The organism is Paraglaciecola sp. QJM3NY_14, from assembly GCF_056173245.1.
The window spans coordinates 5,034,657-5,060,212 of sequence record NZ_CM149664.1; the positions used below are offsets into that span (position 1 = coordinate 5,034,657).

Sequence of the window (25,556 nt, forward strand, 5' to 3'; positions counted from 1 at the left end):
AGTTATTTGGTTGTCGCTAAGATAGTCATGTCATGCAGAATCCGTTTACTGTCGCTCACTGCAACTTTGCCTGGGGCAAACTCTGGTTTAAAGCGACCCACAACATGACCTTGCGGATTTACCACCACCACAGATGAACTGTGATCCACCAAGTAGTTTTCGTCGTCTGTGCTTTGTGACGTCGAATACATCATGCCCATTGCGCGAACGAAAGGAAACAAATCAGCATGCTCGCCGGTTGCGGCTATAAAGTCAGGCTCAAAAAAATCGATATATTCCGCTAGTCTTTCTGTTGTATCTCGCGCTGGGTCGACCGAAATAAACGCCACCTTGACCGGGTAAGGCCCTTTAATGCGTTGCAACTCAGGATAAATGCTGCTTAAGTCAGCCAGCGTTGTGGGACAAATATCAGGGCAAAAAGTGTAGCCAACGAAAACGAGCGTCCATTGATTTTGCAAGTTTTTATTGGTTAGTGGTTGGCCTTTACTGTCAGTCAAAGAAAAATCAGGCAAGGCTCTCGCTTGCGGGTAAAGCTTAATATACTGCGTTTCATCACTCTTTGGGGGCGCTATGGTCACTGCGATCACAACACCGACAACCAATGCCACTAAGGCGATTAACGCTACATTTAATCTGCTCAAAAAGTAAATCTCATATAATGGTCAACCAGTAAGACCACAAACAGTACCATTAAATGGATAATCGAAAACTTAAACGTTTTCATAGCGGTGTGTTCGTCACTGGCGAATTTTAATTTCCATGCATAATACAAGAAGCCAGCATTTAATGCGCTGGAGCCTAGCAAATATATCGCGCCTGTCATGCCAATCAGATAAGGTAACACGCCAATGAGCGCTAATAGCACCGTGTACAGTAAAATGGATGTTTTAGTAAATTCGATCCCGTGCGTGCATGGCAGCATGGGGATTTTAGCCCGAGCGTAGTCTTTTTCACGGTGAATCGCCAACGCCCAGAAATGTGGGGGGGTCCAAATGAATATGATGAGCACTAAGAGTAATGCATGCGCATGGATATCATTCGTTACCGCCGTCCAACCGAGTAATGGTGGCGCTGCACCAGCTAACCCGCCAATAACAATATTCTGAGGCGTAGCGCGTTTTAAATACATGGTATAAATAAATGCGTAACCCACTAAACTGGCTAACGTCAACAAAGCGGTTAAGCGATTGACCCATAATTCTAAAATAAGGTAGCCCACCACCGTAAGTACGCCTGCAAAAACGAGCGCTCGCTGGGGTGAAACTTTGCCTTTAGGCATCGGACGATTCGAGGTCCGCGCCATTTGCGCATCAATTTTACGATCAACTACGTGGTTAATAACCGCTGCTGCAGAAGATAAAAAACCAATGCCGGTCAAACCAGCCAAAAGTATTTTCCAACTGATCCAAGTTTCACTCGCCAAACACATCCCTACCAAAGCGGTCAGTAGGAGCAACATTACCACTTTAGGTTTTGTCATCTCGTAATAATCACGCCAGTGGAGGCCTGATTTATTTACTATGTTATGAGGTGCAACACCAACAGATTTGCTCATTGGTCTCTCCTATGTTTTGCGATAGAGGGTGTAACTAAGTAACACCAAAATTTGTAGTAGTGTAGCGGCAACGGCATTATGCATAACGGCCACACCGACCGGCAGACTGAATACCACATTGCTGACACCCAAAATGACCTGAATGCCTAGTACTAATACCATGATAGTGGCAATTTTTTTTAACAATCCAGAGCTTGCTACCCCGTAAATGCGAATAGCCAACCAGCACAGATAAATAAACGTAATTAGCGCGCCAGCCCTGTGCACTATATGCATGGTCATACGCTGGGCATAATCGTGCACCCCGTACTCGTAGTTATCTGCTTCTGGCAAGCTAAAGGCTCCTATAAAATCTAGGCGCTCGTACCAGTTGCTCTCGCAAATTGGCATTTCGGTACAAGCTAGCGCCGCATAATTTGCTGATGTCCAGCCGCCTAATGCTATTTGGCCTATAAGGATGGCGATCCCTATCAAGCCAAACTTTGCTAGACGTCGGGTTTGCTGATCACCACCTGGTATGCGATATGGTAGAAGGCGTAAGTAAAGCAGAAACAACGATGACAACACGGCAAAGCCGCCTAAAAGGTGACCCATAACGACAATAGGTAAAAGGTTAAGGGTGACGGTCCACATACCTAGCATGCCTTGAAATATGACCAGGCACAGCAGGAAAAACGGTAACTTAATAGGTCGATGATAAGCACGCTTTACTATGCTCACCACAAAGATGATCAAGATGAGTAAGCCTAGCGCACTCGCGAAGTAGCGATGGATCATCTCGTTCCACGCTTTTTGGGGCTCTAAAGGTCGTTCTGGAAACGCCAGTTCTGCAGCATTTATCTGCTCTTGCGCCACGGGCACTTTGTAGTGTCCGTAGCAACCTGGCCAATCTGGACATCCCAGCCCTGCATCGGTCAACCGCGTGTATGCACCTAGCACAATCACAGTTATGGCAAGAATAAGGCCTGCCAACACCAATTTCCTCATGAACGACCCTCTAACCAATACGTGATAATTTCAGCAGTTTGCGTAGGTCAGATAAAATGTCACGACTATGCAAAATGGCTTGCTGTTGCTCAACTTGAAGTGGATAACGCAAGATCACGTTATTCAAGGTATCAGCAATGAAAATAGCATTTACCGGCTCACCTTTAAACACATTATTAACACTTTCTACGTTAGTTTTTAACAACTTAACGGCACTATGCTCATTCAACCGCCTAGCGACACTGACGTCACTATCAGGTGTACTAATGACAGTTGCACGTACTCTGTCATGCTCTTTTCCAAGCGCTGTCCATACTTGCTCAACACTGTACAAGGCATTCTCACACTCAATACTGCACTGTGAAGGTAAGACGTACACCAGCTGCCACTTAGGCTCAACAGCTTTGTCTTGAATAGCGCTCATGTCTAATATGGGAGATAGCAACTCTCCTTTGTTAGTCGCTGCTTTATTGAACCAGTTATTATCTAAAGCCAATTTGGCTAACACCACAGGCAAAATAAACACCACGGCGAGTGTGATAATCAAACGTTTGTTACTCGTGTTGTTCATGGGATCCCTTCTTATGTGCAGCGCGAAAACGTGCGCGAAGTGCGAAAAAGTAAACTAAAAAAGCGGCGATGCCTAAACCCATCCACTGCACAGCATAGGCATAATGCTTCTCAGGAGGCATAACCACGGGTTGCCAGTTGCGGATGAAATCATCACTACTGTCCGTTAGCGTTATCACGAAAGGTGGCAACTCTAACTGTATAACTTGCTCTATAAAGTGGATATCGACTTGCTGTATGACCTTAGGCCATATTGCTTCTGGCGTTGCTGTTTCTGTGATCATCGGGTTGTCTGTGGGCTCAACGACTCTCCCTAGTGCGCCCGATAACGTGTTTGGCAAAGTGACTTGTGGTAGATCATTGCGCATTAAGTTACCTGCAATCCAACCAAAATTAATCAGCACGTTTTGAGTCTGCCGCCGTGCTACACCATACACATCAAACCCTGGGCGGCCTTGATGGATACGATTATCGACTAAAAAAATCTTTTGAGGATCAATTGCGCCACTAAAGCTTACCGGCAAATCCTGAATATCCTTATCGATAGAGAGTACCCTCTCGAATGACAATGACGCGTTACTCGATACAGAAGCAATACTTTGCATTCTCTTGCCTTTATCTAATCCTCTGTGCAATTGCCAATTAGCCAGTGCAAACATGATGACAACTGCGCACAAAGTCACTAGTGTAGAAATCATAGGTAATCGCTTAATAAGCCTAAGCATGCCTAATCAACAATAAAAATAACAGCGAGAGGAAAGAACAAAGTGCTCATCAAGATAATCATCGGAATACTACTTATCGTTATGATTTATAACTTATTTAAAGCCATGACTGTAATGCTTAAAAACGAACCAAAACAAGCGAATATGAGCAAATATATTGGAAGACGGGTATTAACCTCGGTGGCAATTGTAGTGGTCATACTTATCGCCATGGCCACTGGTCTTATTGAGCCCAACCCACGTCCTTACTAATATTTTACTTTACACGACGTACCCACAAGCCCGTTCTTAACCTGTGAGTACGTCACCTTAATTACAATATATATACGAAGAAAAACAGCATTACCCAAACCACATCAACAAAGTGCCAATACCAGCTACCTGCTTGAAAAGCGAAGTGATTTTCAGGAGTAAAATGCCCTTTAAAGATCCTAAGTAGCATAATAAACAGGATAATTGCGCCCAACGTCACATGAAGTCCGTGAAAGCCGGTTAATAAGAAGAAGGTATTGCCATACACACCCGATTGCAGGGTTAGTCCCATTTCTTGATAAGCATGAATATACTCTTCAACCTGCAACGACATAAAAATCGCCCCAAGCAGCACAGTTATACCAAGCATAAGTTTCAAGCGGCCACGTTTATTCTCTTCAAGTGCCACATGCGCAAAATGACAAGTAACGGATGAAATTAATAAGATGACGGTGTTAATCAGAGGTAGGCCATACCAGCCCATGGCTTCTGTTTCTGTGCCGCCAGGGGTTTGCACCAGCGGCCACATGGCTTGAAATGCAGGCCATAACACTTCATTTGTAGCGGCATTGTTGCCAGAGCCACCTAGCCAAGGTATTGAAATCATTCGAGCGTAAAAAAGCGCACCGAAAAATGCTGCAAAAAACATGACTTCAGAAAAGATAAACCAAGCCATCCCTTGTCGATATGAGCGTCCTAATTGATCGCTATATAAGCCACTCATCGACTCATGAATCTGATTTCTAAACCAACCAAACAACATAAATATCAGAGTCGCAAAACCGGCTGTCAGAATATATCCACCGTAACCAGACGTGCCTTTGGTTTGTTCAATCACAAAGTTACCTGCACCAACGGCAATTAAAAATAATGCAATGGCTCCCACTATCGGCCAAGGACTGCTATCCGGAACATAATACTTTTCATAATCTGGCTGAGCCATTATTCGTTCTCCTATTGACCACTATTCATTACAAGATCACCTGCTGTCGCCGTGACGTCATACAGGGTGTATTGCAATGCAAAATAGGTAATGTCTTCAGGTAACTGTGGGTCCACATAAAACCGCATGGGCATAACCGCTGATTCACCTGCTTGCAAAACCTGTTGCTCAAAACAGAAGCATTCTGTTTTGTTTAGAAATAACGCCGCCGTACCAGGTGAAACCGAAGGTACAGCTTGACCGACAACAGGGAGAGCAGTCGGATTTTTAACAGTAAAATTAATTTCATTCATCTGCCCCGGATGAACCCGGACTTGACGTTTTTCTGCTTCAAACTGCCACGCCATGCCGGTATTGGTTCGTGTGATGAAATCGATGGTTATTGTGCGAGACTCATCGATTTCCATGACCTCATAAACCGCCGCGGAGTTAGCCGTTTTACCATTTAACCCAGTTAAGTCACAAAACACATCATAAAGAGGCACTAATGCAAAACCGAAACCAAACATCCCCAATACGATAGCGAGTAATTTAATAACCATCTTGCCATGACTGCTCGGCTTTTCAGCACTGGCAGCATCTGACGTATTAGGCTCCTGCCTGTTGTCTGTCATAGCGAGTGCCAGAACATCCCTGAGTAAGACTGAGCCAGACCCTGCTGAGCGTACTGCGCATTGGTATATTCACCTTGTGATGCGAAATGCTCGGTATCATTGAGAGGAAAATAAGCATCACTTTGCAAGCTATTGCAAAAGCCAAACGCAATTAAGCCGAAAGTAAATGCAACAGAACGCTTCAAAAGTTGCGTCTTGGAAAACCTCTTTTTAGCTAGCAACATAATATGCTCCTGTACCGCCTATTTAATAACAGGCGGAGTTTCGAACGTATGATATGGAGCAGGTGAAGGTATTTCCCATTCTAGACCTTCTGCCCCTTCCCAAACTTGGTCACTTACCGGGTCACCTTGTTTACGGCATGCCTTAATAAGTAACGCCAAGAAAATCAATTGAGATAAACCAAACGCAAATCCACCTAAGCTTATCCATTTATTAAAATCAGCGAACTGCAATGCATAGTCTGGAATACGTCTTGGCATACCGGCCAAGCCAACAAAATGCATCGGGAAGAACAATACATTTACAGAAATCAATGAACACCAGAAATGCCATTTAGCTAACGTAATATCAAACATTTTTCCTGTCCATTTGGGTAGCCAGTAATATACCGCCGCCATAATTGAGAAGATGGCGCCCGTCACTAATACGTAATGGAAATGCGCAACAACAAAGTAAGTATCATGGTATTGGAAATCCACAGGCGTTATCGCCAGCATCAAGCCAGATAAACCACCTATCGTGAACAGCACGATAAACGCTAGAGCAAACAACATAGGTACTTCAAAACTCATGGAGCCTCGCCACATAGTTGCTACCCAATTAAATACTTTCACACCGGTGGGCACAGATATCAGCATAGTGGCTAGCATGAAAAACATCTCAGCAAAGACCGGCATCCCAGTCGTAAACATATGGTGAGCCCAGACGATAAACGACAGCAATGCAATAGATGCCGTGGCGTACACCATAGAGGCATAGCCAAATAAGCGTTTGCGTGCAAAGGTCGGTACTATTTGCGAGATAATGCCAAAGGCGGGCAGTATCATGATGTAAACCTCAGGGTGCCCAAAGAACCAGAAAATATGCTGGAACATCACAGGGTCGCCGCCACCTGCGGCATCGAAGAAGCTAGTACCAAAAAACTTATCTGTTAACACCATAGTCACTGCGCCGGCTAATACAGGCATAACCGCAATAAGCAAAAATGCTGTTATTAACCACGTCCAAACAAAGAGCGGCATTTTCATCCATGTCATCCCTGGGGCGCGCATATTGAAGATCGTCACTATGACGTTAATCGCCCCCATAATGGATGAAATCCCCATGATATGTACCGAGAAAACAAACAGAGCAGTACTGTCACCACTGTACGTAGTTGATAGAGGAGCGTAGAACGTCCAGCCAAATGCAGGACCGCCACCTTCCATAAATAACGAAGACAGTAAAATCAAGAACGCAAAGGGTAAGATCCAGAAGCTCCAGTTGTTCATGCGAGGCAAAGCCATGTCTGGCGCGCCAATCATCATAGGCACTAACCAGTTAGCTAGCCCTGTAAAAGCGGGCATAACAGCACCAAACACCATGATCAAGCCATGAACTGTGGTCATTTGATTGAAAAAGTTAGGCTCAACTATCTGCAGGCCCGGCTGAAACAATTCCGCCCGAATGACCATCGCCATCGCGCCGCCGGTTAAGAACATGATAAATGCGAACCAAAGGTACAGCGTGCCTATGTCTTTGTGGTTTGTCGTGTACAACCAGCGCTTAATACCAGAAGGAGGCGCATGATGCTCGTGATGATCGTTTTCGTGATGGATCGTGTCGGTTACTGTGCTCATGATCGTCTCCCTACTGCCCGTTTAATGCAGCGTTAATGTCTTTCGCCTGAACTAGATCACCCGTATCGTTACCCCACGCATTTCGCTCATAGGTAATCACTGCGGCAAGTTCTGACATTGTTAACTGTTTAGCGAAGGCGGCCATTGCGGTACCTGATTTACCGTTAAGCACGATATCAATATGCGCAGCCATATCGTTTAGCGCAATGTCACTCCCTTTTAATGCTGGGAATACCCCTGGCAACCCTTCACCATTAGGCATATGACAGGCTGCACATGCAGAATTGTAAATTTTTTGACCATTGCTCATGAGCTCTTCTTTACTCATGTTCATTGCTAGTAATCTTTGTTCTTCAGCTTTTGCCTGTTCTTGGATGGCTTGACGCTCGCCTATCCACTTATCATATTCGGCGGGCTCTTTTGCGATAACCACAACCGGCATGAACCCGTGATCCTTTCCGCATAATTCAGCACACTGCCCACGGTAAATGCCCGGTTCATTGACCTTAGCCCAAGCATCATTAATAAAACCTGGATTAGCGTCTTGCTTGATTGCGAAGTCTGGTACCCACCAAGAATGAATAACATCGTCTGAGGTAATAAGAAAACGCACGCGTTTATCGGTAGGGATCACCAGAGGTTGATCTACTTCTAAGAGGTAATTAACACCCTTGTCTAATTTACCTGTGATTTCATCGGCTTGAGTTGCCATGCGAGAATAAAATTCGACGTCGTTATCCATGTACTTGTAGTGCCACTTCCATTGTGACCCTGTTACCAACACCGTCACTTCCGGTTCACTGGCATCCTCCATAGCGATCAACGTTTTGGCTGCAGGGATAGCCATTACAATGAGGATAATAAAAGGGATGACGGTCCAAGCGATTTCAACTTTAACACTCTCATGGAAGTTTGCAGGCTTAGCCCCACGAGATTTACGATGAAATAAAATGGAGTAGAACATAGCGCCAAACACACCAACAGCGATAACCACACATATGATGAACATCAACATATGTAGGTCATATACCTCGGCGCTGATATCAGTCACACCTTTGCGCATGTTTAATTGGTACTGATCTAAGTCGGACACTGAATCTGCAAAAGCGGTGCTGCAATTAAATGCACCTAACATTGCCATAACACTCAACGAAATTTTCTTCACTCGACCCCCTGCTTGTCAAACGCGTAAAATAGTGGTGATAACCATCAAACTCTACGTTCTAATTTATTATTGTAAGGTTCAGCACGCGACAAGTTTTGTTACTGACTTGTTAATCGTGTAACAAGCATTACTCAAAATAGGGGGAGTAGTCCAGTTTTTTTGTATATTTTATATTCAATTGACCAAATTTTAATCAGCCTATCAGTGTGTTACGTTAACAACTCAGTAACAAACACATAGATTAAATGATATGCGAAAAGGCAATATAAGATAGGTAAGATGGGATGTTTTCATGGAATAAAATAATATTTTCGAACTCCATTGCGAAGCTCGAAAATGATCAATAACTTAACAGCAAACTGCCTAAAAAATGTTCAACTACATCCAGTCAGCATTACGAATAACACCAACAGCAATACCTTCGATATTAAAAGGCTGCGTCGCTAGATCGACTTTAATAGGTTGGAAATCCTCGTTTTCAGCATGTAGTACGACTTGTCGACCTTTTCGCTCAAGCCGTTTAACGGTTACATCTTCATCTACTCGCGCAACTACCACCTGACCATTATGCACATCCGTTGTTTTATGCACGGCCAGTAAATCACCATCCAAAATACCAATGTCTTTCATACTCATGCCGCTAACTCTAAGTAAAAAATCAGCGCTGGGTTTAAATAAACTTGGGTCAACTTTGTAATGCATTTCAACATGCTCTTGAGCCAAAATGGGCTCACCGGCGGCAACACGACCAATAAGCGGCAAACCTTGGTCTTCTAATTGATCTTCTAAAGGCTCAGTGAGCCTGATACCTCTTGACGTGCCGGGCAAGATCTCAATTGCTCCTTTACGAGCCAGAGCCTTGAGGTGTTCTTCAGCCGCATTTGCCGATTTAAAACCAAGGTGCCGTGCTATTTCTGCACGAGTTGGCGGCATGCCTGTTTCTAGCATGGTGGTTTTAATCAGTTGCAAGACTTCTTCTTGTCTGGGAGTTAGTGGACGCATACACAGCCTGTTGTTTCATACAGTTTAACTGTGAGTATATACAGTCGTTGCTAAATCTCAAATTTTTCTTCTTTGTTGTTTATTAAAGATAATTTTCTATAAGACCTCTGACCTGTAAACTGATTACGCAGGGTGGAAAAGCCGAATAACGTGGTATCCTATACAGGTCTTTCATTATCTAGGTACCACTCTTATGGCATGGCTGCATAAACTGCTGCTGACAATGATATCTGTTCCGCTAAAATGGCTGGTTAAAGTTAATAGCATTCCTACAGATATAGCGACCGAACTTGGGATCGATACCACCAAACCCATTATTTATCTATTGCGCACACACTCGGTCACTGATCAATTTGCTTTAAAAATGTCTACCAATTCCTTAGGCTTGCCTAAGCCCTCCGAGCCGGTGCAAATCGGTGGTAAGGAATTACCCGCATGTTTGTTTTTACAACAACCACGTTCTTTGCTTACTCGAAAAGTGAAGATCACCAAAATTGCAGATGATGTTACTCGTCTGTTCCAGATCCACAGAGAGCACCCAGAGTTAGACTTGCAAATCGTTCCCGTTTCCATTTTTTGGGGCAGAGCGCCCGGCCGAAAGCTATCCGGCTGGTCAGATATTATCGCTAACCAGGTGTCGCCTAACTGGTTACGTAAGTTTTTTATTGTGCTGTTTTTAGGTAGAGATAACTTCGTTTGTTACAGCAAGGCTGTATCCTCTCGTACCATGGCAGATTTAAAAGGCAGTGATGAAGAAATAGGCCACAAGCTTATCCGCCTAGCGGGCACGCACTTTCATCGTCGCCGCCAAAATCTCATAGGCCCAATGTTACTCGAACGACAAGAATTATATAACGCAGTATTGGGCGCAGACTCTGTTCGCCAAGCAGTTAGCGACGAAGCGCGCAGCAAGAAGCAGTCAAATCACCAGATACAAGCCAAAGCGAAGAAATATGTCGATGAAATTGCCGCAGATTATCGCGAAGGGTTAGTAAGAATTGGCGACCGCTTACTCACAAAAATATGGAACAAAGTGTACAACGGCATTGAAGTAAAACATGCCGATAAAGTCAGGGCGTTAGCGCAAAATGGCCACGAAATTATCTACGTGCCGTGCCATAGAAGCCACATGGACTACCTCCTTTTAACTTATGTCATCTATCACGAAGGGTTAGTGACACCGCATATTGCTGCGGGTATCAATCTCAATTTTTGGCCGATTGGCGGAATTTTACGAAAATGTGGCGCATTCTTCTTACGTCGCAGCTTCGCCGGCAACAAGCTGTATACCGCGGTATTCAGAGAGTATTTAGAGCTACTTTTCAACAAAGGCTATTCCGTGAAGTATTATCCTGAAGGAGGCCGAAGTCGAACAGGTCGCTTACTACCGCCTAAAACGGGTATGTTGGCCATGACCCTTCAGGGACTGATTAAAGGCATTAACCGCCCCGTCAGTATTGTACCTGTATACATTGGCTACGAGCACGTAATGGAAGTCTCAAGCTATTTGAAAGAGCTCAAAGGCACAGACAAAAAGAAAGAATCTTTTTTTCAGGTGTTCTCCGCGGTACGTAAGCTGAAAAACTACGGAAACGGATTTTTAAATTTCGGTGATCCAATTAATTTAAGCAACTTTCTTGATAGCGAAGTGCCAGATTGGCGTGAAGCACAAAATTTAGAACCCGATAAAAAACCGCGCTGGTTAACCCCTGCCGTGAATACCTTAGCCAATGATGTTATGGGCCGAATCAACCAAGCGGCCGCTGTCAGCGGTATGTCACTGTGCGCCATGTGCTTACTTTCCGCTAAGAAACACGCAATGGCACAGGATGAACTCGAACGCGCCATTGACGACTACCTAGACTTGTTAAAGGCCGCGCCTTACAGTGACTTATCTAGCATCCCTGAGCTTGATGGCAAAGCATTGGTAGAAAATACGTTAAAGCTAAATAAGCTGGAAGTATCCCAAGACAGTTTTGGCACTATCATCTCCCTAAAACGCAAAAATGCGGTGGCATTGACCTATTATCGCAATAATATTTTGCATTTGTTTGCCCTACCTGGCTTAGTCAGCGCCATTGTATTTGCCCATAAAGGCTTGGCAAGGCCGCAAGTCATCTCCCTCGTTGGCCAGCTATATCCTTTGCTGCAGCGCGAGCTATTTATTTATATGAGCCACGAAGAAGCAATGAATTATACAGATCGCTTACTTAGCACGATGATCGATATGGGTTTACTGCGTGCTGAAGATGACACACTGTGCCCGCCCGCTGCCACTAGCAAAGCGTTTTATTCATTCTGGTTGCTGAATCGAAGCATTCAAGAAACCCTGCAACGTTATGCTGCCGTGCTGACCATTCTTAAGAAGGAACAAACCATTGGCCGTGGTCGCTTAGAAAAACAGAGTCGAGAATTTGCAGAGCGTTTAGCGGCGTTACATGGCATTAATTCACCAGAGTTTTTCGACAAAAATGTACTATCTACTTTCATTCACGCCTTGAAAGATAACGAATTAATCAACGCATCTAGCGAAGGGCAGTTGCAGCATTCAGATACCAGCGAAGCACTGCTAGCAAGTGTGGAGGAATTAATTTCGCCTGAGATCACTCAACGACTTCAGCAAATTTAAATCGTGTATACGCTAATGAGTGAATATTGAGCACATAAAAAATGCGCTAGGTGATTAACCGAGCGCATTTTTTTAACCGATAACCGCAAATTATTAGCTGAAAATACCGTTCACGTCTGATAAGAAAAACTTATAGGCGGGATTTTCGGTTTCTTCAGAGTATTGGTAGCCGAGTTGACCTAAGTGTTGCTCAAAATCAGCACGTTCGTTATCAGGGAAATCAAACCCCGCTAGCACTAAACCTTCCGCAGCACCATGGTTACGGTAATGAAACAAAGTAATGTTCCAGCGTTCGCCCAAGGTTTTTAAAAAGGTCATTAGGGCTCCTGGCTGTTCAGGAAACTCAAATGAGAACAAGTGCTCATGAAGTAGAGCAGGGGGGCGACCACCGACCATGTAGCGCACATGCAGTTTTGCCATTTCATTGTCTGACATGTCCAGACAAGGGTAGTCATTTGCACTCAAAGTGGCCATCAACTCAGCAAACTCTTCTTGGCCCCTTCGCAACTTCACACCCACAAAAATATGCGCTTCTTTTTCACTTGAAAAACGATAGTTGAACTCTGTGATGGTTTTACCACCTAGCAGTTCGCAGAAGTGCTTAAACGCGCCTTTTTTCTCAGGGATTTTAACGGCAAATACGGCTTCTTTTTGCTCACCTAATTCACAGCGTTCAGACACATAACGCAAAGTGTGAAAATTAATATTAGCACCACATAACACGCCACCAAAGACTTTACCCTTAACGTCATTTAGCCTAGCGTATTTACGCATGGCTGCAACAGACAATGCGCCTGCTGGCTCAGCAATCACGCGGGTATCATCGAAAATATCTTTGATTGCCGTGCATAACTCATCATTGTTAACGGTAATGACTTCATCTACGTATTGCTGACACAAGCGAAATGTTTCAATACCTATGGTTTTCACTGCTACACCGTCTGCAAAAATCCCTACAAAGGGCAAAGGAGTAGGCTCACCAGCCTTCAAAGCCGCTTGTAAACAAGCAGATTCGCTGGACTCTACAGCGACAATTTTGATACTGGGCTTGAGCTGCTTTAAATACACACTCATGCCAGCGGCTAAACCGCCGCCGCCCACTGCGATAAAAACGATATCCAGATTCGGGTTTTGCTCAAGCATTTCCTTGGCGATGGTCCCTTGCCCGGCAATAACGTCTGGGTCGTCAAATGGCGGGATCATGGTATACCCATGCAACGCAGCTAAACGTTTAGACTCTTCACTGGCTTGGTCGAAGCTAGTACCATGAAGCACTACGTTGACGTTAGCACCTCCGAAGTTGCGCACCGCGTCCACTTTAATGTCAGGGGTGGTTTCTGGCATCACAATAGTGGCCTGAATATTCTTGCGAGAGGCACAATAAGCAATACCTTGGGCGTGGTTGCCCGCTGATGCGGTAATGATCCCCGCGTTTAGCGCTTCATCATCTAAGTGACTGATCTTATTATATGCACCACGCAATTTGAACGACTTAACCGGTTGCTGATCTTCTCGCTTAAGCCATACATCATTCCCTAAAACAGCGGAGAATTTGTCTAGATGGACAAACTCGCTGTTTACCGCCACGTCATACACTGGCGACATTAAAATCTTTTTTAAATATTCTTGGGCACTGGTGGTCATTAGTCTTCCAATTTGCTTGCATCGCGCACAGCACCTTTATCCGCACTTGTTGCTAATAAGGCGTATGCCTTAAGCGCGAGTGACACTTTACGCTCACGGCTGACTGGCTTCCAAGGATTAGCGCTCTGCTCCATTTTTTCTCGTCTGGCTTGAAGCACTTCATCACTAATATCAACACCAATTTTACGCTGGGGGATATCAATGGTCATGCTGTCGCCTTCTTCCACTAAACCGATACCACCGCCGCTAGCGGCTTCTGGCGAGCAATGGCCAATCGATAAACCAGACGTACCGCCTGAGAAGCGGCCATCTGTGATAAGAGCGCATTTTTTGCCTAATCCTTTGGCTTTCAAGTAAGTCGTGGGGTACAGCATTTCTTGCATTCCCGGTCCACCTTTAGGGCCTTCGTAACGGATAACAACTATGTCACCAGCAATCACTTCGTCGGCTAAAATAGCTTTCACTGCGTCATCTTGGCTTTCGTAAATACGTGCGCGACCAGTAAATACGTGAATGGACTCATCCACACCGGCTGTTTTTACAATACAACCGTCTTGCGCAATATTGCCGAACAACACGGCCAAGCCACCTTCTTCACTAAATGCATTTGCGCGGCTACGAATACAGCCGTTTTCACGGTCGGTATCGGCGGTAGGGTAACGGCAATCTTGGCTAAATGCTTTTGTGGTTCGGATGCCAGCAGGGCCTGCACGGAAAAACTCGAGGGCATGGGCGTTTTCAGGTTGGGTAATATCCCACTCACTTATGACTTCACCAATAGATTTGCCTAACACATGTGGAGTGTCTTCGTGCAACAAACCGGCGCGATTCAACTCGGCTAATATGCCAAGCACACCACCAGCACGATGCACATCTTCCATGTGGTATTGAGGGGTAGAAGGCGCAACCTTACATAGGTGCGGTACGTTGCGAGATAAGCGATCAATGTCATCCAAGGTAAAAGGCACTTCACCTTCCACCGCTGCCGCCAATAAATGCAAAATAGTATTGGTTGAACCGCCCATGGCGATATCAAGACTCATGGCATTTTCAAATGCTTTAAAGTTGGCAATGTTCCGCGGTAAAACTGATTCATCGTCTTGCTGATAATAACGGCGACACAACTCAACAATTTGCGTACCCGCTTGTTTGAACAAACCTTCGCGGTCAGCGTGCGTCGCAAGCATTGAACCATTACCTGGTAATGACAAGCCAAGCGCTTCCGTTAAGCAGTTCATTGAGTTGGCAGTAAACATACCTGAGCACGAGCCACATGTAGGGCACGCAGAACGCTCAATTTCACCACTTTGCTCGTCGTTCACGTTGTCATCAACACCCGCTACCATGGCATCCACCAAATCCAATTTAATGATTTGATCTGAAAGCTTGGTTTTACCCGCTTCCATCGGGCCACCAGAAACAAAGATAACCGGAATATTTAGACGCATTGACGCCATTAACATGCCAGGGGTGATTTTATCGCAGTTAGAAATACAAACAATCGCATCGGCGCAATGCGCGTTAACCATATACTCAACCGAGTCAGCAATGATTTCGCGAGAAGGTAAGCTGTAAAGCATGCCGCTGTGACCCATCGCAATACCGTCATCTACCGCAATCGTATTGAACTCTTTTGCCACTCCACCAGCCGCTTCAATGCTACGCGCCACCAACTGCCCCATATCTTTTAGGTGCACGTGACCCGGTACAAACTGAGTAAATGAGTTAGACACCGCGATAATCGGCTTGCCGAAATCCCCATCTTTCATACCAGTCGCACGCCAAAGCGCGCGAGCGCCGGCCATATTTCTACCTTGGGTTGTGGTTGCTGAACGTAACTTTGGCATTGTCTCTTCTCTCTAACTTAAATAGTGCATTAATAGTGTAAAAATCCGTCGAGGTCGCAGGTGAAACGGTATGCGCGAAAAACCTCGTCCGGTTGTCGAAATTGATATCTCTAAAAATGTTGCCGCTAAAAGCAAAAAACCCCCCGAACTTTCGTGCGGGGGGTTAAAATTATCTGACGTTAATTCAGATCTATCCCCGCGGAGAACATGTCTCCACCACTGTCACCAAAATAATTACTTTGCTGCACGAGTCGGAATAGAACATTAGATAAATTTCTAATTTAAATTTGGTATATCGTCACTGCCTATATTGGTAACACGAACCCCCACAACGGATCAAGCAATGCTATAGGCTTTTTTTGTGTCCTTTATACACAAACGCTGAGTTTGGCTATTTAGAATTTGTCATTTATCGGTATCATTCAGCCTCAAATAGCAGTGAGAAAAATATGAGTACCTGGTTACATTGGATTGATTTAATGGGCGTGGCTGTTTTTGCCGTCTCTGGCACATTAATGGCGTATAAAAAGCATATGGATGGCTTTGGCGTCGTCGTTTTAGCCTCAGTGACGGCAATTGGTGGCGGCACTCTGCGTGATATTATTTTAGATCTGCCTGTGTTTTGGGTGCAAGATCATAGCTTCTTCTTTGCTATTCTAGGCGCAGCGCTTTGTACCATCATATGGCTACGTATTAGCCATCGCTTCCCCCTGCGATATTTGCAAGTTGCCGACGCCATAGGGTTAGCCTTTTTCAACGTCATGGGCTTACAAAAAGCCCTTAGCTACGGCGCATCCCCTTTTATCGCGATAGCCCTTGGTACCATGACCGCTGTGTTTGGTGGTTTAATTCGTGATGTGATTTGTCGCGAAATTCCATTAGTCTTGAAAGGCGATTTGTATGCAACGGCATGTATCATTGGCGGCGCCACGTACATTGCGGGATCTTATCTCGGCTTATCCACTTATAGCTGCATGATCATGGGCTTTGCGGTAACACTGACCACCCGTTTAGCCGCCATGAAATGGCACTGGCATTTACCTGTATTCAACCCGGAACACATGGAATGAAGCCTTAAACTGCTTTGTTCGTTATGCTAAGTGGCGCTAACCTGCTCACTTGACTAGCCTTATGGCATTCGAGTTTGACGTGCAAAAGGCCTTGCTTATGTCATTAGCGGTAGTATTTTCAAGAGCGAGTGTCGGCATTGATGCGCCGCTTATTACTGTAGAAGTGCACTTAGCCAACGGGCTGCCTTGTTTTAACTTAGTTGGTTTGCCTGAAGCATCGGTGCGCGAAGCCAAAGATCGCGTGCGTAGCGCCCTGATAAATTCAGGCTTTGAATTTCCTGCTCGTCGTATAACCGTTAACTTAGCCCCCGCAGACTTACCGAAAGAAGGCGGTCGATTCGATCTTGCCATCGCTATCGGTATTATCGCTGCTAGTAATCAACTAAAAGGCGCAAGCCTTGAGGGAATTGAGTTAGTAGGGGAGCTTGCACTTTCCGGTGAAATACGCCCCATCAAAGGCGCGCTGCCCTTTACTTATGCATGTTTTAAGGAGGGTCGTACCGCTATATTACCCGCTAAAAATGCGAATGAAGCTGCTCTTATCAGCGGAGCGAAGATAGTCCCCGCATATCAATTACTTGATGTGTTTCACCATTTAGGCAAGCAAAAAACTCTCCCCTTATTTACATCTGACAACATCTTGCAAGAAGCCGAATACAACGTAGATTTACAAGATGTGGTCGGGCAAAGTTCAGCAAAACGTGCCTTAGAAATAGCGGCAGTCGGCGGACACAACTTGTTATTCACTGGCCCACCAGGCACAGGTAAAACGATGTTAGCCAGTCGTTTGATCACTATTTTACCGCCCATGACCGATGAAGAAGCCCTCGCCAGCGCCGCCATTCATTCGATCGTAGGTAAACCGGTTAATCCACAAACGTGGAAGCAGCGCGCTTTTCGCCATCCCCACCACACGAGTTCGGCCGTCGCGTTAGTCGGTGGTGGCAGTGTGCCAAGGCCCGGGGAAATATCACTCGCTCATCACGGCGTGTTGTTTCTAGATGAATTACCAGAATTTGATCGCAAAGTGCTTGATGTACTTCGAGAGCCGCTGGAGTCAGGCTCGGTGTCTATTTCACGTGCCGCTAGACAAGCGCAATTTCCGGCTCAGTTTCAGTTAGTCGCAGCGATGAACCCGAGCCCAACGGGCAGCCTTAATGACGGGCGCTGTACTGCTGACCAAATATTGCGTTATTTGAATCGTATTTCGGGACCATTTCTAGATCGCATCGATTTACAAGTTGATGTGCCTAAGCTCAACGGCAATGAGTTCTCTGAGCAAGTTAAGACGCGAGGATGTAGCAGTAAAGAAACCAGAGAGCGAGTCGTATTTGCGCGTAATATTGCCCTTAAGCGCAGCAACAAACCCAACACTATGCTTGGCAGCAAAGAGGTGCAAGAGTACTGTCAGCTTTCAAGTAACGATCAACGTTTTTTGCAAGTTGCCGTTGAAAAATTAGGCTTGTCACTGCGTACCTACCATAGAGTATTGAAGGTATCTCGCACTATCGCAGACCTTGCTAATCAGCCTAACATAACCCGCCAACATCTGGCTGAAGCCCTTAATTACCGAGCCTTTGACCGTATGTTGGCGCAGCTTGCTTACAATTAAATTTTCACTTTATGTGAGTGTTTCTTGTGAATTAAAAATCTTTCAGGTTATGCTTTCTTAACCGAGGCTATTAATAGTCCTTATTCTACCCACTCCATTAAATAATTAGCCACTCAGCAATAATTTATTGGAATTGGAATTGGAATTGGTATTAGCAAAAAATCCCCTGGCGCATCAAGGCTCACATTGCATTCATTTTCATTTCGCAAATACATCAGAAGGCTCCACTTGTGGTTGGGCTTAAGTCTCGGCGTATTACTGACAATAATATGCCTTTCAGGGGCGGTGTTAGTATTTTATGTTGAGATAGATACTTGGCTACACCCAGAACTCGAACGTTCGCAGCTGGCCACAGATAGCAGTTGGGACAGCGCATTACATACACTCAATAAAACGTATCCGAATAAAAAAGGCCCTTGGCGAATTGAGGTGAGTGACAGCAAAAGAGCGATATCAGCTCGTTATTACAACCCCGTAGAGACTCGTAGTGAAGGGTTTGCCCCCCTAATGGTGTGGTTAAGCAGTGACGGCCTATCAGTGCTTCGCGAAGACTATTGGGGGCACTATTTGGCCACTTGGCTATACAATTTACACTACACGTTGCTCTTTGGTGAAATAGGCACTTTCGTCATAGGCTACATAGGTCTAGCGACATTATTCTTGCTAGTGAGCGGATTAGTTTCATGGTGGCCGAAGCAAGGCCAGTGGCATAGGGCGTTTACATTTAAACGACGCCGCTCACGTATCGGTTTGCTTTATGATTGGCACAAAATACTGGGACTCGCGAGTGTCGTTCCCTTGTTACTGCTTGTTGCCACTGGCGTGATGCTATCCCTGCCACAAGAAACAAATAAGGTCCTGGGGCTGCTGTTTTCGCCAGTGCAAACAGCCTCTAAACTAAGCGGTGTTGCGAATACGACAATACAGCATACTGTGCCGATTTCTGATGCAATTAATGCAGCGAGACAGGCACACGTTGCTCAAAATGGCGCTGACCTACAGCAATCACGTCTGGCATGGATCCAAACCCCCGACAACAATTTAAGTGCTCAACAATTCTATACGTTTCGCTTCCAAATACCTGAAGATCCATCTCATCGCTTCCCCAATACATTTGTATACGTGGATGCCCACTCAGGGCAGATCATTAGTACATATTCTGCGTGGAAGCATGGCCCTGCAAATAGCATAAAAGGTTGGTTGCATGCTTTGCACAATGGCAGTGTAGGGGGCTTAGCACTTCGAATTTTGTGGGTAATTTGTGGCTCAATTGTATTCGCTTTATTTAGCTTAGGCTTCACTCGCTGGCGATTGCGCACGAGCAAAAAAGGGTCTTCAACTTTGAAAACGCAATCCCTTCGTTAGCAGTTAAATAGCGCCTGAATAGCAGGCTCACTTTGCCGCTTACTGATGCAACACAAACCAATTTGGTAAGGCTCAATGTCATCCAACCGAATACGGTTTACACGCTGACTTATGGTGGAATTGTCTAACACTATTTCAGGCACAATGCCCAAGCCGCAACCCAGTGCTACCATGCTTACAATCGCTTCATTACCCGCTACCGTTGCGTACACTCGCGGTCGAATACCTTGCTCAGCAAACCAGTGGTGCACAATTCGTTTTGATGGTCCCGAGTCAGGCAGAATGACAGAATGTTCGCGCCAATCCACTTGGCTCAAACGGGTTAGCTGGGTTTCTTTTGGTGCGATAAGCAGTAAAGGCACCTCGCCAAGGGGTAAGAACGTCAAGTCAGGAGGGAAGTCAGGGGTATGAATGGCAATGGCTGCATCCACTTCTTGTTTCATCACCTTACTAGCAGATAGAGCAGGGTCGCCGGTGTTTAACTTTATCTCTACTTGGGGATATTGATGACGAAAGCTATCAAGTAATTTTGGCAAATGGCTTTGACTGGCCGTCACTGAACAAAACAAACTTAATTCGCCTTGAATTTGCTCGTGATCTTGTTGCAGCTCCCATTTGACTTTCTTCCATTCAGACAAGGTTTGCTGTGAAAAGCGCAATAGTTTTGCTCCAGCGGCGGTGAGCTTTACTTTTCGATTGTCCCGCACAAACAGTGGCGTGCCACAGTCATCTTCAAGGCGTTGAATGACACGACTAAGGGTAGAGGGACTGACAAACAACGCTTCAGCAGTTTTGCTGAAGTGCAAGCTACTGGCTAAATGTTGGAATAATTCCAAGCTTCGAATGTCCATCTTACTCCTTCACAAAAACGTTATTGCAGAATATGAAATATTAAGTTGCAAATATATCATTTTATTCAATAGATGAAATACCCTATTCTCTCAATCACACGAGATCGTCACTGACTTGTTGCACTTACTAGGATTTATAAAAAAATGGCAAATTATTTCAATACATTATCTTTACGTCAGCAACTTGACCAAATTGGTCGTTGCCGATTCATGCAGCGCAGCGAATTTTCAGAAGGCTGTAATTTCCTTAAAGGCAAAAAAATAGTCATCGTAGGTTGTGGCGCTCAAGGTTTAAACCAAGGCCTTAACATGCGAGATTCTGGTTTGGATGTTGCTTATGCGCTTCGTCAAGCCGCTATCGATGAAAAACGCGATTCATTCCAACGTGCAAGCGGTAATGGTTTTACTGTTGGTACGTACAAAGAGCTTATTCCAAGTGCTGATTTGGTTTACAACCTAACGCCTGATAAACAGCATTCAAGCGTTGTTGAAGCTATTATGCCTCTTATGAAAGAAGGTGCTTCATTAGGTTACTCTCACGGTTTTAACATCGTTGAAGAAGGCCAACAAATTCGTTCAGACATCACAGTCGTGATGTGTGCACCAAAATGCCCAGGCACTGAAGTACGTGAAGAATACAAGCGTGGATTCGGTGTTCCGACATTAATTGCGGTTCACCCTGAAAACGATCCTCAGCAACAAGGTTGGGATATCGCTAAAGCACTCGCAAGCGCAACAGGCGGCGATCGTGCAGGCGTACTTGAGTCTTCATTCGTAGCCGAAGTTAAGTCTGACTTAATGGGCGAGCAAACGATCCTTTGTGGTATGCAACAAGCTGCGGCCGTTCTTGGTTACGAGAAAATGGTGGCTGACGGCATCGACCCCGCTTATGCCGGAGCGTTGATTCAGTTTGGCCTAGAAGCCATCACCGAAGCACTTAAAATCGGTGGCGTGACCAACATGATGGATCGCCTATCGAACCCAGCTAAAATCAAGGCATTTGATTTATCTGAGCAACTTAAAGACATGTTAAAGCCACTATTTGGCAAGCATCAGGACGATATCATCAGCGGTGAATTTTCACGTACTATGATGGAAGATTGGGCCAATGGTGACGCTAACTTATTGAAGTGGCGTGAAGAAACAGGCCAAACAGGTTTTGAAAATGCGCCTGAATACAATGGTAAAATCGATGAGCAAGAATTCTTCGATAACGGTGTATTCATTGTGGCCATGATCAAAGCGGGTGTTGAGTTAGCATTCGACGTTATGGTTGAAGCGGGCATTTTACCTGAGTCTGCTTACTACGAGTCATTGCATGAAACGCCGCTCATTTCTAACACGATCGCCCGTAAGCGCTTGTACGAAATGAATGTAGTTATCTCTGATACTGCAGAATATGGCAACTACCTGTTCGCTAACGCGGCCATTCCTTTATTGGCTAATAAATTAATGCCAAGCATTGGTACAGAGTTAATTGGTAAGCCTTTCGCTGCAGCTAGCAATAGCGTTGACAATAAAACACTTGTAGCCGTTAACAAAGCCATTCGTGAGCATGGCGTTGAAAGTGTAGGCGATACACTACGCGGTTACATGACTGACATGAAAGCCATAGTTGAAGCGGTGTAACCCTTCTAGTAACGAATAGTAAATTGAACGATTTCTGTCGTTAGGTGCTGTAAAAAGCCCTCTTTGCCCAGCCAATTTGGCTGGGCTTTTTTATGGGTGATATTCTAAAACTCACGTTAAAACAAATTCTTAAAAGGGTGGAAATGCAGGATCAAATTCAGTTTATTGCTAGGATCTGTTACTTATGTGCGACCAATTATTTTACCCGACATGACTAGTTAAACTTTCCAAGAAGAGTTTTCAATAACTGATTTTGTCTCAAACTATGTCCCAATCCTTAAATAAAATAAAAAGAGTGTTACCGAATACATACACCCATTCGGGAGCATTTTTATCTTATAAATCAAAGGTCAAAAATTTAACCATGCCAAATGAGTACAACTTTTTAACAATTTCGGCACTTATCGAATAGCACTGTAGCAAAAAAGAAACATTAAACGATGACTTATTGCCGACATCCCTTACATAGCGCGATCAGCAACATGGCCCACGTATTGCTTATAGGATGATCCCGAACTCCCTAAGTATGTACCCACTAACACAACAGGAAATCCAATGAGCGAAAGAATCACTAGAATGACTAAAATGGGCGATTGGGTATTTGAAGTAAAAATGGTTAGAGCACTCAAAGTAGCCAACCATGGCGATCCCTATTCAGCTGTAGCTATGCTTACAGCAAATGGCGAGCAGATGTATATTGATACACAGCTTACCAAAGACAATGAAGAACTTTCTAAGAGCGACTTCTTAACCATTTACAAGTTCTGCGAATCATTAGATATGAAATATGTATCTTATGACCGGATGAAAAACGGGGTTCGTAGCTCAAAAGTAATTGAGATAGAACCGGCTAAAATTCAGCGTCCCGCTATTCGTTTAGTTAAGTAAATCTTCAGAACTACCCACCGCTTCAGAAAATCTTAAAATCGTATTATCGACGTATTGCTTTCATTGTTAAGGATAACAATGAGGCACGTTGCATTGCGCCCCACTGCTTTTAACGACTCCCTTATTTACCATTACTCCCTCAAAACTGACTACGACTTAATTCTTACTCATCGGAATAATTTTCAGCTCTACCCGACGATTTTTCTGACGACCAGCTTGAGTAGCATTATCTGCGATAGGAGTGTACTCGCCCATGCCCAAGGTCGAAACGCGTCTGTTATCAACGCCGTTTTGGACTAAATAATTTTTAACGCTGTTTGCTCGTGCCTCAGATAAACGCTGGTTCATGTCATCGGCGCCAGTATTATCAGTATGCCCTTCTACCATCAATGTAGTTTTTTCATACTTGTTTATCACCAAAGCAACATCCTTTAGTACAGGATAAAAGCTACTGTCAACGCTGGCATTTCCAGAACTGAATGTGATGCTGCCAGGCATGTATAGACGTAAAGTATCACCTTCTCTGTATACTTCTACACCGCTGTCGGCAAGCTCCTCACGGAACTCCTCCTCTTGCTTATCCATGTAATTACCAATGGCTGAACCTGCTAGTGCACCTACCGCTGCCCCCCAAACATAACGGCTCTTATCGTTGTCACCAGTGCCTTTACCAATTAACGCACCTACGATAGCGCCGATGCCTGCACCCTTTTGTGTATTCGATGCGCCGCCCATAGAATTCGACGCGCAACCACTTAATACTAGGCCCGATAGTGCTACACCAATAACTAGTTTCTTGTACATCTGACACTCCTTATAAAACGTCTTTGACCTAACTTTGCAACTGCACTTCGCAAGGTAAAATTTATAATGTGAATTATCCAACCTATAGCTGAACGATATATGAATGATTGAGAGAAAGCAGGAACTGTTCCAATGTAACCCCCGCGTATCATCTTTCGCATCTGGGGTTTAAATTGATTGACTATTAGTTGGGTGAAACTAAGTGTTGCTTTGGGGGCGTTCAGCAAACCAGAAAAACAAAGAGGTGATAACCCCGAAGGCTACGAACCCGACGGCGATAGGGGTCATTGTCCTATCTATAAAGCTACCCACAAATACCGCGACAGGAACTGATACCATGCTACTTAACGACCCTATTATCGCTGCCCCAAGACCCGCGGTATCCCCCAGAGGTTGCATTGCCATAGAGTTGAGGTTTCCAAATAAAATACCAATGCAAAAGAACGCGGCAAATAAGATGCTGACTAAGCCATATAGTGGCGGAAGGCCTTGATATATTAGGCACATTGCAAGTAGCAAAGTGGTAAAACCTAACCAACCAAAGACAGCCCAGGTACACAATTTACGCATGCCTAAGCGCATGACTAACGTACCGTTAATAAATGAAGCAAAGCCGATAGAGAAAGCCAGCAAAGCAAAATACAGAGGAAAAAGCTCGCCTGTATCATAAATCACCTGAAAAACGGTTTGAGAGGCACTGATGTACGCCAGAAAACTCCCAAACACGAACCCCATTGCCAAGGTATAAAACATCACCATTTTATTGCTCAAGATATAGCGGCTAGAAATTGAGAGTTGCTTCCAGCTAAAGGGAACGCGTTTATCTTTAGGCAATGTTTCGGGCTGGCGACTAAAATACCAAATACCAGTAAGAAGACCGATCACTAAAAAAGATGAGAATATATGCTGCCAAGAAAACCAAAATAAAATAGCTTGGCCAAAGCTGGGCGCGAGCATGGGCACCAAAATAAACACCATCATGATAAAAGACATCACCCGGGCCATCGCTTCGCCTTTATACTGATCTCGTATAACGGCTAAAGCCGCGATCCGAGGTCCAGACACACCAAAAGCTTGTATTACTCGGCCCACTAAGAGCACGGTCAAAGACTCAGCGAACATACACACAACCGTACCCAAACCAAAAATAATCAGCCCGGTAATGATGGTAAAGCGGCGTCCCTTTGCGTCCGACACGGGGCCGAAATATAATTGGCCAAATGCCATGCCAATGAAAAATAGCGAAACGATTAGGTGCGTATCTTGTGGGTCAGTAATCACCAAATCTAAAGCGATTTGATTCAACGCCGGTAACATGGCATCAATGCTTAAAGCCACCAAAGAAGTCATCAACGCCATCAGAGCCACAAACTCAACTAACCCTAGGGCAGGTTTAACCTTAGCATCAGTAGTAAAGCGGGCGTTGGCCATGAGAATTCCTTTGTTAGACTAAATGATAATTCTATCATCGACTGAAGTGTGACTTGAATGTTTTATCTGCTTTGATGGAAAATTAAGGTAAGAAATAGTGAACAAATTCACAGGGTGTTGACCCTCATTACA

General features: G+C 44.8%; 23 protein-coding genes. 7 read left to right on the forward strand and 16 right to left on the reverse strand.

The window, feature by feature from the left end:
• Positions 1-2: 2 nt before the first annotated feature.
• From AC0VYA_RS21550 to AC0VYA_RS21570, 5 genes are read right to left on the reverse strand one after another with little or no spacing between them, the layout of a single operon-like run.
• The gene (locus AC0VYA_RS21550) at positions 3-641 is read right to left on the reverse strand and encodes an SCO family protein (protein ID WP_011576922.1); all 639 of its coding nucleotides are present in this window, start codon (positions 639-641) and stop codon (positions 3-5) included.
• Entirely contained in the window at positions 638-1,555 is a 918-nt protein-coding gene (cyoE, locus tag AC0VYA_RS21555; protein WP_473477077.1) for a heme o synthase, read from the reverse strand. Before cyoE ends, AC0VYA_RS21550 begins: the two co-directional genes overlap by 4 nt.
• A gap of 9 nt (positions 1,556-1,564) precedes the next feature.
• The gene (locus tag AC0VYA_RS21560; protein ID WP_011576924.1) at positions 1,565-2,542 is read right to left on the reverse strand and encodes a COX15/CtaA family protein; all 978 of its coding nucleotides are present in this window, start codon (positions 2,540-2,542) and stop codon (positions 1,565-1,567) included.
• 10 nt (positions 2,543-2,552) lie between these two features.
• Positions 2,553-3,113, reverse strand: coding sequence for a hypothetical protein (locus AC0VYA_RS21565; protein WP_475489629.1), 561 nt, complete (start codon positions 3,111-3,113; stop codon positions 2,553-2,555).
• Positions 3,097-3,810 (reverse strand): SURF1 family protein, encoded by a 714-nt coding sequence (locus AC0VYA_RS21570; protein ID WP_475489630.1) that lies wholly within the window; start codon positions 3,808-3,810, stop codon positions 3,097-3,099. The genes AC0VYA_RS21565 and AC0VYA_RS21570 overlap by 17 nt, the downstream gene beginning before the upstream one ends.
• A 69-nt stretch (positions 3,811-3,879) precedes the next feature.
• Here AC0VYA_RS21570 and AC0VYA_RS21575 point away from each other — a divergent pair, with 69 nt between their 5' ends.
• On the forward strand, positions 3,880-4,089 hold the full coding sequence (locus AC0VYA_RS21575; RefSeq protein WP_011576927.1) for a DUF2909 domain-containing protein: 210 nt from the start codon (positions 3,880-3,882) through the stop codon (positions 4,087-4,089).
• A gap of 61 nt (positions 4,090-4,150) precedes the next feature.
• Here the strand turns inward: AC0VYA_RS21575 and AC0VYA_RS21580 are convergent, their stop codons facing one another.
• From AC0VYA_RS21580 to lexA, 6 genes are all read right to left on the reverse strand, one after another.
• Positions 4,151-5,032, reverse strand: a complete 882-nt coding sequence (locus tag AC0VYA_RS21580; RefSeq protein ID WP_011576928.1) for a cytochrome c oxidase subunit 3 — start codon at positions 5,030-5,032, stop codon at positions 4,151-4,153.
• An 11-nt stretch (positions 5,033-5,043) separates the two neighbouring features.
• Positions 5,044-5,646, reverse strand: a complete 603-nt coding sequence (locus AC0VYA_RS21585) for a cytochrome c oxidase assembly protein (protein WP_011576929.1) — start codon at positions 5,644-5,646, stop codon at positions 5,044-5,046.
• Entirely contained in the window at positions 5,643-5,870 is a 228-nt protein-coding gene (locus AC0VYA_RS21590; RefSeq protein ID WP_475489631.1) for a hypothetical protein, read from the reverse strand. Before AC0VYA_RS21590 ends, AC0VYA_RS21585 begins: the two co-directional genes overlap by 4 nt.
• Before the next feature lie 18 nt (positions 5,871-5,888).
• Positions 5,889-7,487, reverse strand: coding sequence for a cytochrome c oxidase subunit I (gene ctaD / locus AC0VYA_RS21595; RefSeq protein ID WP_011576930.1), 1,599 nt, complete (start codon positions 7,485-7,487; stop codon positions 5,889-5,891).
• A gap of 10 nt (positions 7,488-7,497) precedes the next feature.
• Entirely contained in the window at positions 7,498-8,622 is a 1,125-nt protein-coding gene (gene coxB, locus AC0VYA_RS21600; protein WP_473481393.1) for a cytochrome c oxidase subunit II, read from the reverse strand.
• A 408-nt stretch (positions 8,623-9,030) separates the two neighbouring features.
• A complete protein-coding gene (lexA, locus tag AC0VYA_RS21605) occupies positions 9,031-9,654 on the reverse strand; it encodes a transcriptional repressor LexA (protein ID WP_011576932.1) in 624 nt (207 codons plus the stop codon).
• A gap of 193 nt (positions 9,655-9,847) precedes the next feature.
• Between lexA and plsB the strand changes: the two genes are divergently transcribed.
• A complete protein-coding gene (gene plsB, locus AC0VYA_RS21610; RefSeq protein WP_473477088.1) occupies positions 9,848-12,283 on the forward strand; it encodes a glycerol-3-phosphate 1-O-acyltransferase PlsB in 2,436 nt (811 codons plus the stop codon).
• Positions 12,284-12,376: 93 nt separating this feature from the next.
• Here plsB and ilvA read toward each other — a convergent pair whose 3' ends face one another.
• Positions 12,377-13,927, reverse strand: a complete 1,551-nt coding sequence (gene ilvA, locus AC0VYA_RS21615; protein ID WP_475489632.1) for a threonine ammonia-lyase, biosynthetic — start codon at positions 13,925-13,927, stop codon at positions 12,377-12,379.
• Positions 13,927-15,774, reverse strand: coding sequence for a dihydroxy-acid dehydratase (gene ilvD / locus AC0VYA_RS21620; protein ID WP_473477092.1), 1,848 nt, complete (start codon positions 15,772-15,774; stop codon positions 13,927-13,929). The genes ilvA and ilvD overlap by 1 nt, the downstream gene beginning before the upstream one ends.
• Before the next feature lie 449 nt (positions 15,775-16,223).
• Here ilvD and AC0VYA_RS21625 point away from each other — a divergent pair, with 449 nt between their 5' ends.
• From AC0VYA_RS21625 to AC0VYA_RS21635, 3 genes are all read left to right on the forward strand, one after another.
• Complete coding sequence (locus AC0VYA_RS21625) at positions 16,224-16,844, forward strand: TRIC cation channel family protein (RefSeq protein ID WP_473477094.1); 621 nt, start codon at positions 16,224-16,226, stop codon at positions 16,842-16,844.
• 97 nt (positions 16,845-16,941) lie between these two features.
• Positions 16,942-18,456, forward strand: coding sequence for a YifB family Mg chelatase-like AAA ATPase (locus AC0VYA_RS21630; protein WP_475489633.1), 1,515 nt, complete (start codon positions 16,942-16,944; stop codon positions 18,454-18,456).
• Between the two features lie 234 nt (positions 18,457-18,690).
• Complete coding sequence (locus tag AC0VYA_RS21635) at positions 18,691-19,821, forward strand: PepSY-associated TM helix domain-containing protein (protein WP_475489634.1); 1,131 nt, start codon at positions 18,691-18,693, stop codon at positions 19,819-19,821.
• Here the strand turns inward: AC0VYA_RS21635 and ilvY are convergent.
• Positions 19,818-20,672, reverse strand: a complete 855-nt coding sequence (gene ilvY / locus AC0VYA_RS21640; RefSeq protein WP_006994967.1) for an HTH-type transcriptional activator IlvY — start codon at positions 20,670-20,672, stop codon at positions 19,818-19,820. The two genes, AC0VYA_RS21635 and ilvY, sit on opposite strands and share 4 nt — an antisense overlap.
• Before the next feature lie 144 nt (positions 20,673-20,816).
• On the opposite strand from ilvY, the gene ilvC reads away from it, so the two are divergent.
• Together ilvC and AC0VYA_RS21650 are read left to right on the forward strand one after the other, a co-directional pair.
• Positions 20,817-22,301, forward strand: a complete 1,485-nt coding sequence (gene ilvC / locus AC0VYA_RS21645) for a ketol-acid reductoisomerase (RefSeq protein WP_475489635.1) — start codon at positions 20,817-20,819, stop codon at positions 22,299-22,301.
• A gap of 555 nt (positions 22,302-22,856) precedes the next feature.
• On the forward strand, positions 22,857-23,189 hold the full coding sequence (locus AC0VYA_RS21650) for a hypothetical protein (protein ID WP_011576940.1): 333 nt from the start codon (positions 22,857-22,859) through the stop codon (positions 23,187-23,189).
• A 156-nt stretch (positions 23,190-23,345) separates the two neighbouring features.
• Here AC0VYA_RS21650 and AC0VYA_RS21655 read toward each other — a convergent pair whose 3' ends face one another.
• Positions 23,346-23,993, reverse strand: coding sequence for a YiaD family glycine zipper/OmpA-like lipoprotein (locus tag AC0VYA_RS21655; RefSeq protein WP_006994964.1), 648 nt, complete (start codon positions 23,991-23,993; stop codon positions 23,346-23,348).
• Positions 23,994-24,191: 198 nt separating this feature from the next.
• Complete coding sequence (locus tag AC0VYA_RS21660) at positions 24,192-25,424, reverse strand: multidrug effflux MFS transporter (protein ID WP_011576941.1); 1,233 nt, start codon at positions 25,422-25,424, stop codon at positions 24,192-24,194.
• Positions 25,425-25,556: the final 132 nt, after the last annotated feature.

Excerpts from the sequence above, each read along its gene's own strand:
- cyoE (WP_473477077.1), bottom strand. The coding sequence starts at position 1,555 with ATGAGCAAATCTGTTGGTGTTGCACCTCATAACATAGTAAATAAATCA.
- AC0VYA_RS21560 (WP_011576924.1), bottom strand. The coding sequence starts at position 2,542 with ATGAGGAAATTGGTGTTGGCAGGCCTTATTCTTGCCATAACTGTGATT.
- AC0VYA_RS21565 (WP_475489629.1), bottom strand. The coding sequence starts at position 3,113 with ATGAACAACACGAGTAACAAACGTTTGATTATCACACTCGCCGTGGTG.
- AC0VYA_RS21570 (WP_475489630.1), bottom strand. The coding sequence starts at position 3,810 with ATGATTTCTACACTAGTGACTTTGTGCGCAGTTGTCATCATGTTTGCA.
- AC0VYA_RS21580 (WP_011576928.1), bottom strand. The coding sequence starts at position 5,032 with ATGGCTCAGCCAGATTATGAAAAGTATTATGTTCCGGATAGCAGTCCT.
- AC0VYA_RS21585 (WP_011576929.1), bottom strand. The coding sequence starts at position 5,646 with ATGACAGACAACAGGCAGGAGCCTAATACGTCAGATGCTGCCAGTGCT.
- AC0VYA_RS21590 (WP_475489631.1), bottom strand. The coding sequence starts at position 5,870 with ATGTTGCTAGCTAAAAAGAGGTTTTCCAAGACGCAACTTTTGAAGCGT.
- ctaD (WP_011576930.1), bottom strand. The coding sequence starts at position 7,487 with ATGAGCACAGTAACCGACACGATCCATCACGAAAACGATCATCACGAG.
- coxB (WP_473481393.1), bottom strand. The coding sequence starts at position 8,622 with ATGTTAGGTGCATTTAATTGCAGCACCGCTTTTGCAGATTCAGTGTCC.
- lexA (WP_011576932.1), bottom strand. The coding sequence starts at position 9,654 with ATGCGTCCACTAACTCCCAGACAAGAAGAAGTCTTGCAACTGATTAAA.
- plsB (WP_473477088.1), top strand. The coding sequence starts at position 9,848 with ATGGCATGGCTGCATAAACTGCTGCTGACAATGATATCTGTTCCGCTA.
- ilvA (WP_475489632.1), bottom strand. The coding sequence starts at position 13,927 with ATGACCACCAGTGCCCAAGAATATTTAAAAAAGATTTTAATGTCGCCA.
- ilvD (WP_473477092.1), bottom strand. The coding sequence starts at position 15,774 with ATGCCAAAGTTACGTTCAGCAACCACAACCCAAGGTAGAAATATGGCC.
- AC0VYA_RS21625 (WP_473477094.1), top strand. The coding sequence starts at position 16,224 with ATGAGTACCTGGTTACATTGGATTGATTTAATGGGCGTGGCTGTTTTT.
- AC0VYA_RS21630 (WP_475489633.1), top strand. The coding sequence starts at position 16,942 with ATGTCATTAGCGGTAGTATTTTCAAGAGCGAGTGTCGGCATTGATGCG.
- ilvY (WP_006994967.1), bottom strand. The coding sequence starts at position 20,672 with ATGGACATTCGAAGCTTGGAATTATTCCAACATTTAGCCAGTAGCTTG.
- ilvC (WP_475489635.1), top strand. The coding sequence starts at position 20,817 with ATGGCAAATTATTTCAATACATTATCTTTACGTCAGCAACTTGACCAA.
- AC0VYA_RS21650 (WP_011576940.1), top strand. The coding sequence starts at position 22,857 with ATGAGCGAAAGAATCACTAGAATGACTAAAATGGGCGATTGGGTATTT.
- AC0VYA_RS21655 (WP_006994964.1), bottom strand. The coding sequence starts at position 23,993 with ATGTACAAGAAACTAGTTATTGGTGTAGCACTATCGGGCCTAGTATTA.
- AC0VYA_RS21660 (WP_011576941.1), bottom strand. The coding sequence starts at position 25,424 with ATGGCCAACGCCCGCTTTACTACTGATGCTAAGGTTAAACCTGCCCTA.